Annotated in this window: 10 protein-coding genes and 4 tRNA genes; 6 read left to right on the plus strand and 8 right to left on the minus strand. The window is 59.1% G+C overall.

What is annotated here, in order from left to right; translation table 11 throughout:
- Together NZ740_10450 and NZ740_10455 are read left to right on the plus strand one after the other, a co-directional pair.
- Nucleotides 1-541, plus strand: a 541-nt coding sequence (locus tag NZ740_10450) for a hypothetical protein (GenBank protein ID MCS6772423.1), incomplete at its 5' end; no start/stop codon positions are given.
- Between the two features lie 571 nt (nucleotides 542-1,112).
- Nucleotides 1,113-1,199, plus strand: a tRNA-Tyr gene (locus NZ740_10455).
- Between the two features lie 445 nt (nucleotides 1,200-1,644).
- Here NZ740_10455 and NZ740_10460 read toward each other — a convergent pair.
- Nucleotides 1,645-2,457: an alpha/beta fold hydrolase gene (locus tag NZ740_10460; GenBank protein ID MCS6772424.1), complete on the minus strand. Its 813-nt coding sequence runs from the start codon at nucleotides 2,455-2,457 to the stop codon at nucleotides 1,645-1,647.
- A 24-nt stretch (nucleotides 2,458-2,481) separates the two neighbouring features.
- Nucleotides 2,482-2,555: transfer RNA gene (locus tag NZ740_10465), tRNA-Pro, on the minus strand.
- Between the two features lie 114 nt (nucleotides 2,556-2,669).
- Between NZ740_10465 and NZ740_10470 the strand changes: the two genes are divergently transcribed.
- From NZ740_10470 to NZ740_10480, 3 genes are read left to right on the plus strand one after another with little or no spacing between them, the layout of a single operon-like run.
- Nucleotides 2,670-3,494 (plus strand): ACT domain-containing protein, encoded by an 825-nt coding sequence (locus NZ740_10470; protein MCS6772425.1) that lies wholly within the window; start codon nucleotides 2,670-2,672, stop codon nucleotides 3,492-3,494.
- Between the two features lie 14 nt (nucleotides 3,495-3,508).
- Nucleotides 3,509-5,944, plus strand: a complete 2,436-nt coding sequence (locus NZ740_10475; protein ID MCS6772426.1) for an extracellular solute-binding protein — start codon at nucleotides 3,509-3,511, stop codon at nucleotides 5,942-5,944.
- Nucleotides 5,945-5,947: 3 nt separating this feature from the next.
- A complete protein-coding gene (locus NZ740_10480; protein ID MCS6772427.1) occupies nucleotides 5,948-7,780 on the plus strand; it encodes a carbohydrate ABC transporter permease in 1,833 nt (610 codons plus the stop codon).
- Nucleotides 7,781-7,966: 186 nt separating this feature from the next.
- Here NZ740_10480 and NZ740_10485 read toward each other — a convergent pair.
- Nucleotides 7,967-8,042, minus strand: a tRNA-Lys gene (locus tag NZ740_10485).
- 80 nt (nucleotides 8,043-8,122) lie between these two features.
- Between NZ740_10485 and NZ740_10490 the strand changes: the two genes are divergently transcribed.
- A tRNA-Leu gene (locus NZ740_10490) sits at nucleotides 8,123-8,204 on the plus strand.
- A 290-nt stretch (nucleotides 8,205-8,494) separates the two neighbouring features.
- Here NZ740_10490 and NZ740_10495 read toward each other — a convergent pair.
- From NZ740_10495 to NZ740_10515, 5 genes are all read right to left on the minus strand, one after another.
- Complete coding sequence (locus NZ740_10495) at nucleotides 8,495-9,160, minus strand: CsgG/HfaB family protein (protein MCS6772428.1); 666 nt, start codon at nucleotides 9,158-9,160, stop codon at nucleotides 8,495-8,497.
- Nucleotides 9,161-9,524: 364 nt separating this feature from the next.
- Nucleotides 9,525-10,826: a GTPase HflX gene (gene hflX / locus NZ740_10500; GenBank protein ID MCS6772429.1), complete on the minus strand. Its 1,302-nt coding sequence runs from the start codon at nucleotides 10,824-10,826 to the stop codon at nucleotides 9,525-9,527.
- On the minus strand, nucleotides 10,801-11,727 hold the full coding sequence (gene miaA / locus NZ740_10505) for a tRNA (adenosine(37)-N6)-dimethylallyltransferase MiaA (protein MCS6772430.1): 927 nt from the start codon (nucleotides 11,725-11,727) through the stop codon (nucleotides 10,801-10,803). The genes hflX and miaA overlap by 26 nt, the downstream gene beginning before the upstream one ends.
- Entirely contained in the window at nucleotides 11,724-12,221 is a 498-nt protein-coding gene (lspA, locus tag NZ740_10510; GenBank protein ID MCS6772431.1) for a signal peptidase II, read from the minus strand. Before lspA ends, miaA begins: the two co-directional genes overlap by 4 nt.
- 20 nt (nucleotides 12,222-12,241) lie before the next feature.
- Nucleotides 12,242-12,724 carry a TraR/DksA C4-type zinc finger protein gene (locus NZ740_10515; protein MCS6772432.1) on the minus strand — a complete coding sequence of 161 codons (483 nt, stop codon included), beginning with the start codon at nucleotides 12,722-12,724 and terminating at the stop codon, nucleotides 12,242-12,244.
- Between the last annotated feature and the right edge of the window lie 696 nt (nucleotides 12,725-13,420).

Raw genomic sequence — 13,420 nt, forward strand, 5'->3', positions numbered from 1 at the left:
CCAAGAATTGGAAAATCGGCTCAAGGCCGAGGGTGAAAAACCCATCAAGATACGTTTCCCTCGTGGCTACCTTAGGACTGCGTCCCATTTCCGAGAGAAGTATTGGTTCATCCAAGACGAAAACCTCCGCCGCAACATCGCTTACACGCTTATCCTGTCCGACGTTTATCGTTGGCTTCTAAACCGCACGGACTTGTGGGGCACAGCTCGCGAGATGATCATCAAAGAGGGCATCTGTCTGGTCGGCAACCTCTGCGAGAGTATCACCAAGGACGCCGCGCGAAATATTTGCGACAACAAAACCTCATTCAAAAAACGCACCGAAGCCATGGTGAAACACGGCATGATTTCCGCCGAACTCAAGAAGTCGCTTGACGAGTTGTGGGACTGGCGGAATCGCGAGCATCTGTTTCTCCTCGACGAGTGGGAATATGGCAAATACACGCTCAAGCACTACAACGACGCCATGCGCACGTTACAGGCCTTGCGCAAGGCACTCGACCCATATTCCAAACAGGAGATTCATACAGGGGATTCATAGACGACGTTTCAATTGAGTTTCTGTGCCGCCGGTAGTTGGATGCGGTCTATGAGGCCGTCATGGAGCTGGCCTGCGCCCGTCCGCCTTCGCTGAAGCTTCGGCGAACAGGCCTCGAAAAGCCCAAAGCGTGTGATGAATAATCCAATTCGTGGAGGGTCGGGTTTCACCCCGACCCTTGGAGGGCCGACTTCCACGTCGGCCAGAAATCAAATCGACGACGGCCCGGGTGGAACCGGGCCCTCCATTGGCGCCGGTGGAATGGCGCCCTCCAACACGTCCATATCTGGAGGGTCGGGTTCCACCCCGACCGTTGGCTCGACTGCCGCGCAATGCTCGGCACAAACCTCAAACGCGACGCGATTTTGCTTAGCGTCTCCTTAAGCCTTATCCGCTCGTTCTGATTCTTTCGGCGTACATCCTTGCAGCGCTACTCCCTCAGCCGACGTTCAGTCGATTCTATCCAGTAAGCCAATAGACCCTTTCAAAGAGTCGTGAGACGCCTTACGACTTCCCTTGCCAACCCTGTAAGGATCCGGTATAGACGCTCTTTTGTTCGGACAGTTCGTTCGACGGTGGGATAGCGAAGTGGCCAAACGCATCAGACTGTAAATCTGACGGCTTTACGCCTTCGTAGGTTCGAATCCTACTCCCACCACCACCCAAAAAACCCAGAATTTCCTAGAAAAATCGCAAATTTTCCTTTCCCCAAGGCTCAAAACCCGTTTCGCCAGACTCCGCTCCGATTCGCCTAAATACTGCTTCGAATGGGCAGACAATGGTAGAACAAAAAATCGGCGTTCGAGTAGGTACGGAATCCGTAGGGCATCGATTCCCCAGCCACCCTCGCCAGCAGTCCGGTCGAATTTTCGCATACAGCCGTTCTAGTGGGAGACGTGGAGATACGGGAAAACCCTAGGACCGGATCGATTTTCGGCTCAGGGCGCATTCACAGGCGGATTTCGGGGTCTAGGTCCCACCGGAAAGCACAGAATAAACCTCTGCACCCACCGCCGTTTGTTGCCAGACGTTCCGCAGATCCGCCACTGTGGGCCATCTTCGAACCTGACTTTCCCCGATGGCTGAAATTATTCGACTGGCCCAAATCACTGTGCTCCGCGGGATTCGGTTGGCAATAACCACTGCCGAAACCAGTCTGTAGTCACGGTGAGGCACTCTTCCGTCCAGGGAAATGCGGTAAACGTGTGGTCGGCCCCGTGAATTTCGTGGAGACGACAGCGAGCGCCTTTTGCGGATAGTGCATCCCGATAAGCCCGTGAATCGGACGGCGGAACCACGTCGTCTGCTGTTCCGTTGACGATCAGGACCGGGACCTGAGTCGGCGCGAGGGCGGACACGGGATCCAGACGATCCAACTCGGCCAGAAAATTCAGGCCAACCGCATAGCCCGCGTTGTTGACGACGCCGAATTCTCGCAGCTCTGCGTCGGATGTCGCTGTGCGCCGCCGCTCGCGCGCGGCAGCGGCGTCCGCCACCGGATTCCACAGAACTAGGGCGCGGAGGTCTTGTCGTTCCGCCGCGGTGTAGGCGGCGACAAGCCCGCCAAGGCTCATCCCAAGCAAGCCGAGTCGGTTGGGATCAGCGTCCTGCCGGCTGACCACCCATGAAAACGCCGCCCTAGCGTCCGCGATCTCGCCGGAGATGGTCATGTCGCGAAATTCACCCTCGCTGTCGCCGCTGCCGCGGAAATCGAAGCGCAATGACGCGATCCCGATACGTGCCAGCCGCCGGGCCTGCTGCACAAAAATTCGGTGCGATTCAGCCTTGTTCCCCGTGAAACCATGCAGGAATACAACGGCGGGAAAGGGGCCCTCTCCGTCGGGTCGGTGCCAGATCCCGACGATTTGCTGTCCAGCGGACCGGAAAACAACCGGTATTTCTTCAGCAGATCCCGACATAGTGCAAAGGGACGGCGCGCGGACTCGGGGCGGTCGGATTTGAACCGACGACATTCAGCTCCCAAAGCTGACGCTCTACCAGGCTGAGCCACGCCCCGGCTCCGCGCGCCGACCTGATTCGAGAATCTAAGGGAAAGACGCCATTATTTTCAAGCCGCGGTCTCTGGCGGGGCTTGAATGTCCGGCGGCAGGCAGTGCATCTTGACCACCGGATGAAAGCTGTAGGATATCTGGGACCCGAGGGAACGTTTTCGCACCTGGTCGCGCGCAAGCGGTTCGGTTCGGGATCGCGGTTGGTCCCTTGTGCGGGCATCTACGACGTATTCGAGTTTATCAAGGGAGGGCGAAACCGGTTGGGCGTGTTGCCGCTCGAAAATTCGACGGGCGGGACTATTTTTGAAACCATTGATTGTCTCGTGGCCCATGCGGGAACTTTGCAGATTCGCGAGGAACTTTCGCTGAACGTGAAACTCGCGTTGGTGGGCCGCAAAGGTGAACCGGTTCGGACCCTGTACTCGCACTATGTCCCGCTTCAACATTGCCAGGCGTGGATCCGGCGGAGCCTGCACGGCGTGGCCGTCCGCGAAACCCGTAGCACGGCCGCCGCGGCGGAAAAGGCCGCGTCCGAGCCCGGAGCGGCGGCACTGGCGACGCGAGATGCCGCGCGGCGGTACGGGCTCGACGTGTTGCAGTTCCCGGTCCAAACGGATGCGCCGAACATCACGGAGTTTATCGTGGTCGGCCCCTCGGGCCGCCCGAACCCGCGCAGTTCCAAAACCAGTTTGCTGGTCATGCTCGAGAACCGACCCGGCAGCCTCTTCGATTTTTTGGGCGCATTCAAACGCGCGAATGTCAATCTCACGCGCCTCGTATCGCGGCCCATCGTGGGTCAGCCCAAATCGTATCTGTTCGTGGTGGATCTCCAGGGCCATCCCCGCCAACCGCGCGTGGCCACGGCGTTGGAGGAGGCCCGCCTGGCAGCCCGGCGCATGGACCTGCTGGGGGTCTATCCCGTTCGGCGCATGTACGCGTCGTAGCCGGATCCGAGGCGATGGACCGGTCCCGAAGGAATTGGGGGCGCTTGTGCCGGTCGGCAGTCGTGGCGGCCCTCTTTTTTGCGGTGGCCGCAACAGCGATACTGTCGGCGAGCGCGAGTGCGACGTCGGCCGAGCCGGTGACAGTACGCGTCTTCCAGCTCCCACGGCCGCAGGCGGCCGATCCGGCCGGAGTGGCGGAGTACCGCGTGTTGCAGCGATTTCGCGAGCTGCACCCCCACATCCGCCTCGAGAGCGCGACGCCGCTTCGGATCGAGGGCGATGTCATGGATGCGGCGCCGTTGATGTCGATCGCGGGGGGAACGGCGCCGGATGTCCTTTACGTCAACTTCCGGCAGTCGGACACGTACATCCGTCGAGGCTTTTTGGCGCCGCTGGATGAATTTGTTGCCGAGCTGAGCGAGGAGGACCTCGCGGCGCGTATTCCCCCGACCATCCGGCCCGTCGTGCAGCGGGCCGGCCCAGACGGGCAAACGCGATTTTGGGCCATGCCCTATCAGGTGCTGGCGGCGGCCCTGTATTATCGGCGCGATCTGTTCGCCGCCGCCGGGCTGGATCCGGATCGGCCTCCGCAGACGTGGGAGGAATTGGTGGACGTCGCGCGACGGGTGGCCAATCCCGCCAAAGGCGTCTTCGCGCTCGCCTTCCCCACCGGCACGCAGGCGGCCTACGGCATGTTTTCATTCCTCAGCAGCGCGGGCGCAAAAATCGTCGAACAAGACGCCACCGGTGAATGGCGAGCGGCGTTCGATTCGGATGCCGCCGTCGAGGCATTCGCGTTTGTGGAGTCACTGCATCGGATGCGAGTGGCGAAAGACGGTCGCGAGGGCCCCATCGTCTATCGGGGCGCCGACATCGGCGTCCGATGGGAGAACGGCCGAATCGCGATGATCTTCAGTTATCTTGGCAGCGGCGAGATGACACGCGCGAATCCGCAGCTGATTGGTGTCGCGCCGGTTCCCCGCGGGCCGACCGACATATCCAGCGCGGAGGTGAACGCCCGCATGTTTGGCCTCTTCGCGGGTCAAAAGGATCCGGCCGTTCGGCGGGCCGCATGGGAATACATCAAATTCATGAGCGGGCCGGAGGCGAGGCGCGTCTTCACCGAAAGCATGGTTGAACAGGGGGCGTGGCGGACGGTCAGCCCTTCGTGGCTCCGCGAATGCGGGTTCGAACACCTCGCCGCGCTGGCGCCGGCGGGTCTGGAAGAGGCATTTCGCACGGCCCTCGCCGCCGGGACGCCGGAGCCCTACGGCAAAAACTGCCAGTATGTGTACGCCTACCTGACCCGCCCGCTCGAGCGGATCCTGCACGCCGACCTCGGCAAACTTCCAGAGGAACAGCGGCGGCAGCGCATTCGGGAGGAACTGCGGGCCGCGGTGCGAGAAACCAATGAACGGATGCTCGGCGTGATGCCGCCAGAGCAACGCATCGCGCGCGACCGGACGGGCTGGGTCGTGGCGGGACTCGTCGCCGCCACCTTTGCAGTGTTGATCCGCTTTGTATTTCGAAGCCTGCGTCGCGGCATCCCAAAATCGAGCTCCACTTCGGCGCAGCCCCACCGCGAGCGAATCCCGGCTCTAATCGTCGCCCCGGCTCTGCTGTTGATTCTGATGTGGCAATACTATCCGCTCGCACGCGGCTCGCTGATGGCGTTTCAGGATTACAGCCTGATCGGTGAGTCCGATTGGGTCGGCATCCGCAATTTCGCTGACGTTCTTTACGACAGCCGATTCTGGCGGTCGCTCGCCAACTCGTTGTATTTTTGCGCGCTCTGGATGGCCCTCGGATTTTTCCCGCCGGTTTTTCTCGCCGTTTTGCTGCAGGAGATACCTCGCGGACGGATACTGTTCCGGACCCTCTTTTACCTTCCAGCCGTTGTCTCCAGCGTCGTCATTCTCTTCATGTGGCGAGGAATCTATGACCCGTCCCCCGAAGGCTGGCTCAATCGGCTTCTCGGCGTTTTGGGCCTTCCCGCTCAGGTCTGGCTCCAAGATCCGCGGCTAGCTATGCCCTGCGTCGTTTTCCCGCTTGCGTGGGCGCATTTGGGGCCGGGATCAATTTTGTATCTGGCGGCACTGAAGAGCGTGCCCGACGAACTGTATGAGGCGGCGGAGATGGATGGCGCATCGTTCCTGCAAAAACTGCGCTACATCGTTCTCCCGTACCTTCGCCCCCTGTTGGTAATCAACGCTGTGGGGGCGGTGATTTTCGGTTTCAAATCGACCGATGCTGTGCTTGCGATGACGGGCGGCGGCCCGAATTTCGCCACGCATGTGGCAGGCTACGAGATCTGGCAGCGGAGTTTCCTCTTTCTGGAATTCGGGCAGGGCACGGCGATGGCGTGGATTCTCGGGGTGCTGCTGATGGGCTTTACCGCCTACCAACTTAAAATTCTCAACAAGGTCGAATTCCGCGTGGCCCGACGTTGAACGATGCCGATTCTTCACACCAGCGCCTATAAGACCTTCCGCGGCCGCCTTCTGGTCGCAGGCATGTACGCGGTCTTGGCTCTCGGTGCGGCAGGAACGGTCTACCCGTTCCTGTTGATGCTATCCGGCTCATTCAAAAGCGAGATCGATATCCGTTCGCAGGCGCTGCTGCCGGAATTTCTCCGCGAAGAGACCGCCCTATTCCGGAAATTTCTCCATGAGCGGTACGGTGGCCAGCTCGACTGGTTCGAATCGGCCACGGGCTACACCGAGCCCGATGGACGGCCGCCCTATTCGTTTGAGACCATCCGGCTGCCGGAACGCCGAACGGGAACTGGCAGTCTCGAGGATTGGCTCGAATTCCTGAACGAAGACATGCCGACGTGGCCCGCCCATTTTGTGCAGCTCGGCCACGGATTTGGGTTTCGAACGATTCCGGAAGTCGCTCTCCTCTACATGGCGAGGCTTCGCCGTGACTTCCCGGAGGCGGTTCGGCGAGACCTGCCCGTGAGGCTCCCGATTGAGCGGTGGATGGATCGCGCCTATCAGCCGCCGCGGGGCCCCTTCGCACGGACCTACGCCGCTCTACGTGAGGAACTGCCGCGCCGGTATTTCATCCCCGTCTCCCTGAGCGGAGTCTTCGCGACCCGCTATCTTACCGCCTTGTACGGCCGTGACCCCGGAGCCGTGCAGCGAATCAATGAATCGTGGGGGACAAACTACAGGTCTATCCGGGAGATCCAGCTTTCCCCAATAGCGCCGGCTCATCCGAACGCGAGAGCCGACTGGTGGTCATTTGTTCGATCCACCGTGCCTGCCCGCTTTGTTCGATTTGATCCAGACCTGCTGCCGGCATACCGCCAATTTTTGCAGTCTCGATACGGGGAACTGGATGCCCTTCGCCAGGCGCACCAAATTGCCTACGCCTCATGGGAAGATATCGGCTTTCCGCCTCATGATGCCGCAGGTACGCCCGTCGCTGATGTCGAGGCCTTCCTGTCTCAGATGGACTCGCCAGATGGGATTTCTCTGGACGCTCCTGAATTTCGCTGGCGTGCCTGGCTGGTCGGCAGGGGGGTAGATCCCTCAGTCGCGGAAAAGGCCGCGATGCCGATTCTTGAATATGACGCGCATTTGCTCCGCGAACATCGGAATGAAATCGTGCGCGACCTCATGACCCGGAACTATCGGATCGTATGGGATTATCTGGCCGGGCACGGACGCGCCTTTTGGAATACCATCGTCTACTGCGCGCTCGCCGTGCTGACGGCGCTCATCGTGAACCCGCTCGCGGCCTACGCAATGTCCCGTTACCAGCCGCGATGGACATATAAGGCGCTGTTTTTTCTCATGGCGACGATGGCCTTTCCGGCGGAGGTGACTCAAATTCCGGCTTTCCTGATGCTCAGGGAGCTGGGTTGGCTCAATACATTTGCCGCGTTGGTCGTTCCGACGGCCGCAAACGGCTATTCCATCTTTCTGCTCAAGGGCTTTTTCGACAGCCTCCCGCGAGACCTCTATGAATCGGCCGAGCTGGACGGCGCCGGCGAGCTGAGGATGTTCTTCTCCATCACCGTCCCCCTTTCGGCACCCATTCTCGCGGTTGTGGCGCTGAATGCCTTCCAGGCCGCCTATGGCGCGTTCCTGTTTGCCCTATTGGTCTGCCAGAACGAGTCGATGTGGACCCTGATGGTGCACATCTATCAGTTGCAACAGTTTTTCGGTACGCCGATCATATTCGCCGCGCTGACGCTCGCGGCTATTCCGACGCTCGTGGTTTTTGTGCTGTGCCAGCGGCTGATTCTTCGCGGGATCGTTATCCCGGTGGAACGGTGAACGAATTCAGCGGCTGGATTGTATGCTGCTTTCTGAATGCTTTTCTTCTTTTGGAAAAACGAGCGGAAGTGACAGGGCGAGGGGTGAGAATTCGGAAAAAAGAGTCCCCAAGCCGGGGGATCGATCAAAGAACGCTCGATTTCGTGACTTTCTAAATGTTTCCAGGAGATTTGGAGCGCTCGAAGATGGTGGAAGACCAGGGACTTGAACCCTGAACCCGCTGATTAAGAGTCAGCTGCTCTGCCAGTTGAGCTAGTCTTCCACGATGAAATCGTCATCCCTATAGCGAACTCACCGACGATTTGACAAGCCCCGATCGTGGCGGATACGTTCCCCTTCGATGCTCCCGTGGCGGAACTGGCAGACGCGCAGGACTTAGGATCCTGTGCCTCACGGCGTGGGGGTTCAAGTCCCTCCGGGAGCACTTTCCTGCCCCAACCCACAGGGAAACGTTCGTACGCGCAGAAATCGGGAGAAGGGGGAATTACTCGATCCGAGGTTGGATCGGGCATCGATTCCGCTACTCTCCCATTTTTGCTCCCCACCGTTATTCGGATTGTTCGACATGATTCGCCCTGCTGCGGGGATCTCGAGAAAAATCGATGCGCCCGGATCACTCGGCTCCAGGTCTGAAATTACGATCTGCCAAAAAGCCAGCTAAGGCGCCTGATTGGGCACTGGTTCTCGTAGCTTAGCCGCGATCTGAAGACCAACTCAGGGCGCAGCGTAGTTTCGGAGCGCCGACGTGATATTCCGAGAAATCGCGGAGGCGGCCTGTTTGAGCGCGTCCTGACCGGCTGCGCGACTGGACTGCCCGCCAGCCTGCGCGCTGGCATCTTCGACAGCGAGCACCTTGCCGTCGCTGGTGCGAACCAGGCGGACAGTAATTTCAGCGTTCGCGCGGACCACGGGAAGCCCGTATGCAAACGAGTGGCTTGCACTCACCGCCGTGGCCTTGCCGGCAATAACTAAATCCGCGCCCAGTTCTCGGCCCTTCTCGGACGCCGTGCGGGCGCCGATCAGATCATCCAGGTTGCGCCAGCTTCCAAGCGCCGTGACATCCACCACATGATACCCCTCGCGAACAAGCGCCTTCTCGATGGCGGATTGCACGATGTGCTGGTTACCCCCGCCCCAATAATACCAAAACCATTCGCCATCCACTCGTTCCGGCACAATGACGGCAATCTTCAAAGGAGCTGTGTTTTCAGCAGGTGGTTTGCTGTCTGGTTTGGTGGATAATGGCAAATTGCCCGCCTTGCCGTCTCCCGATTCAATAGGCGCTTGCGCAGGTGCCGGCTGCGTTTGCTCTTCGGCGCGAGCGACCGCAAAAAACAAGGTGAAGACCGCGCTCCAGATCAAAAACTTTCGAAAATTCATAAGCAAGTACCTCAGTCAGAATTGAACACGGCTACTACTTTTGAAGAAGATTCAAACGTTTCTGTATTGATTTTTCAATCAAGATAGTCAAAGGCAGGGAGTCGGCAAAGCCCGAAAATTCAAATCGGGATGTCACTTGTTTTGCAATCGCACGGCAAAAATCTTTCCTCATCGACAACACCATATGACCGCTTGGCATCGCGAAACGTGTCCCGATTGGCGATATTGGGACTTCGCGAGAGCGAGTGTTTTGCAAACCGCCCGCATACTGACTCGAATCATGGCCTGCGTGATGTGCAGAGACTCAAGAGCTTAGACATGTTTTATGGCCTGTAAAATGTGCGGTTGTTCATCCGCCTAGGGATTATCTAACCAGATGTCCTTGGGGAGACGGGTTGTGAAATTTTGAACATTGCTCCCAGAGTCGAGGCGAAAAAATCGCTTCAATCCGGGCGTGTTCAGCGTCGAATTCTTCCTGAATCACCAGAGCCTCGGCGCGGATTTGCGCAAGTAGCCGAGCCTCACTCAAAGGGATCCGCACCGCCGCTTGGACCAGGGATTCCCGCAAGGCGTCGCCGATGGCCGTCCGGAGGTCTTCGAGACCTTCTCCTGTCAAAGCGGAGATTGCCACGGCCGGGTGCAGGCGAGAGGACAACGAGGCGGCAGCGGCGCGACCTTCGGGCACGTCAATTTTGTTCAGCGCATACAACACCGGCTTGTCTGCCGCGCCGATCTCGGCCAACACGGCGTCCACAGCCCGAATCTGATCGTCCACCCGCGAGTGGGCGCAATCAACGACGTGGATGAGCAAGTCCGCTTCCGCAACTTCTTCCAGCGTTGCCTTGAATGCTTCCACAAGACCGTGGGGCAGCTTGCGAATAAACCCGACAGTATCGGTCAAGAGCGCCGGACGACGGTTCGGCAGAGCCAGTCGTCGGGTTGTCGGATCCAACGTCGCAAATAATTTGTCCTCCGCCAGCACTCCGGCGCCGGTCAGCGCGTTCAGAAGGCTGGACTTGCCCGCGTTTGTGTATCCTACTAGGGAAATAACCGACCAGCCATGGCGGCGCCGCCCCCTGCGTTGCTCGGCGCGGTGTCTCCGAACATCCTGCAACGCGGTTCGGAAGCGGTCGATACGTTCAAGGATTCTTCGACGGTCCAGTTCAAGCTGCTTTTCGCCGGGTCCGTGCATTCCCATTCCGCCGCGCTGTCGTTCCAAGTGCGTCCACATGCGCCTCAATCGCGGCAGGAGGTATTCGAGCTGCGCCAATTCGACCTGCATTCGGCCCTCGTGGGTGCGCGCATGTTGCGCGAAAATGTGCAAGATAACCTGAGTGCGGTCGATGACCTTCGCCCCCAAAATCGACTCGAGGTTGCGTCCCTGCGCCGGGCTAAGATCGTCATCAAAGACTACCGTGGCGATCTGGTCGGCTCGGACGCGGTCGGCGATCTCTTCCGCCTTCCCCCGGCCAATGTACGTAGCGGGATGGATTCGACCCACTCTACATATGACCCTGGCATCGACTCGCGCACCGGCTGTTTTGCACAGAAGTGAAAGCTCATCCAGATGGTCGCGAACATCCCATTCGGGCTGGGTTCCGTGCTGGACGCCCACCAGCAGCGCGGTCTCCACCTCCGTATCAAACGTGGAGATCGACCGGACCATGTTCCTCCCACGCGCGCCGCACTCGATCCGCCACCGCCTCTGGCGATTCTTCAGGGTGGATGTCAATCCATGTGGCGGGAAGCTGATGGCGGAACCAGGTCATCTGTCTGCGGGCCAAGCGCCATGTTCGCCGTGCGATTGCCTGGATGGCCTCTTCCTCGCTGAGTTGCCCATCCAACACCGAATACGCTTCAGCATAACCAATGGCATGCCGAGCCGTTGCCGACAAACCGGGGTATTCCGCCCGCAGGCGACGAGCCTCCTCAATCAACCCGTTTTCGACCATTTCACGGGCACGAAACCAAATCCTCGCTCGCAAATCTACCGGATTCCGGCGGAGGACGCAAATAGGGGACAGACCTCCGCGTACCGCCCAAGCCCGAGGGGACGGTTGGCCAGAAGCGGCTCGCTCGAGCGCGCGAATCAGCCGACGCGGATTCCTGGGATCGGAAAGCGATTCGAACGCATGGGGGTCGAGCGCCTGCAGCGCTGCCTGCAGTTTTTCGACGCCGCCGTCGCGATAGAGGATCTCCCATTCTGCTCGCTTCGCAGGATCCGAAGGCGAGGCGTCCAAACCCAGCACCACCGCCGAGATGTACAGCCCACTCCCGCCGACGACAATCAGCGGACGGCCCTGTCTGGAGGCCTCTTCCGCAGCGTCGCGCGCCGCGCGCACGAACTCTCCTGCGCTGAAGGTCTGGCACGGATCGACCAGATCGATGCCAAAATAGGAAACGGCGGCGCGCATGGTGCGATCCGGCTTGGCCGTGCCGATGTCCAGCCCACGGTAGACTGCCATCGCGTCCGCGCATAAAACCACCGCGTTCCATTCTTTCGCGATCAGGTGAGCAACCGCGGTTTTCCCGCTGGCAGTGGGTCCTCCTAACACCCACGCCTTCATGGCGGGGACGTCGGATGCAGCGCCTCCTCCGAGCGACTATTGAGCGGGTGATGGCTGACCCAGAACGCGGAGACGACATAAATGCCGACCCCCACGCAAATGGCTGCATCGGCGATGTTGAATGCGGGCCAGTGCCATCCCTTCACATAAAAATCAAAAAAATCGGTCACCCATCCAAGGCGAAACCTATCCAACAGATTTCCAACGATGCCACCTATCATCAAACCGAGTGCCACGCGATGCTCCCATGTGTCGCTCAGGAAGGACCTGCGGAAAAGGATCATGATCACGAGCATCACGATGGAGAGGATCGTCAAGGAGGTGTTGTGGCCGCCGAACAGTCCCCATGCCGCTCCCGTATTTCGGACATAGGTAAGGTTGAAAAAACCGTCGATAACCGGCCGAGATTCGCCGAGCGCAAATGTCGCTCGGACTAATGCCTTGGTCCACTGGTCGGTTGCGGCTACGGCGATCGCGATAAGCAGGGGCAGCATCCGAAGACGCGCGCAGCGGTCTACGACTGGGTTTCCATCGTCTGAATGCTCGAGCGGCGGAACGGCCGATAGCGCGGTTTCCCCTTCTCCATCTCGGCTTGGGCCGCGACGCAATACCTCGCAAACGGCAACACCTTCAGGCGCTCATACTCAATCGGTTGCCCAGTAGCTTCGCAAATCCCGTAGGTTCCCGCTTCAATGCGGCGCAGGGCCTCGTCAATCTCGTACAGAACATCCTGCTCGCTGCTCAGCAAGTTGGCGGCGAATTCGCGGTCGAAATTGTCCGTCCCCTGATCAGCCATGTGAAAACTATAACTGGAAAGGTCGCCGGAGGAGTCGCGCTGGGAACGATTGAGATTATCCCGCGATAGGAACGAAATTTCATCGATTACGCGGTCCCGCAGCTTGAGCAGCATATCCTTGAACATCGCGATGTCTTTCTCGGTCAGCGGCCGCGCCTTGGCGGCAGAACCCTTCGGAACAGGCGGCGGGCGCACCGGCATAAGAGGACGAGGGGGCGGTAATCCGCTTCCGGCCGGCTTCGATGATGCAACAGGCTTCGCGGCTTTCGCGGGTGCGGGCTTTTCAGCTTTTGCTTTGGCCCCCTTTTGGTAAACCTTTTTACCAATATTTTCGCTCTTCTTGGCGGTCGCTTGTTTCGATTTCGACGACCGGTTTTCTGTTTTTTTCTCTGATTTCGTCTTCGACGCCATAATCCACGCACCTGCTTGGATTTCTAATTCTTGAACAATGAGTTGACTTTCCTACTTCAACCGTGCCGTGGATGTCAACCATCATCCCCCAAACTGATCCCAAAATTCTCGCGGCTCATCTTGCCCAACAATTTGTTCAGTCTTTCGATTTCAACGCTTGAATAAAATCTATTGGGTATGGGTGGCTTCGATGGTCGCATTAATCTCAGAGTATCGTGATCTTTCGAATGTTCACTCAATTATTTCGGAAAGGCGACAGAAGCATTCGAATTCACTGGGCGGCCACAACTGCCAAACTCCAGGCACACCTGTCTCCTTGAAACAAGTCTGCGGCGCCATTCCTACAATAATCGCCGCTCACTTGACTCGGACGCGGTAATAGCAGGTGGGCTCGCACTCGGTAGCATCCACCCAGGTATTCACGCCAGGGGTAGCGGGCAGGTTGTCCGCAACGGTCTGGTACGGACCGCCGGGCGATGTCGCGCG

The sequence above is a fragment of the Kiritimatiellia bacterium genome, from assembly GCA_025054615.1.
GTDB lineage: Bacteria > Verrucomicrobiota > Kiritimatiellia > CAIVKH01 > CAIVKH01 > JANWZO01.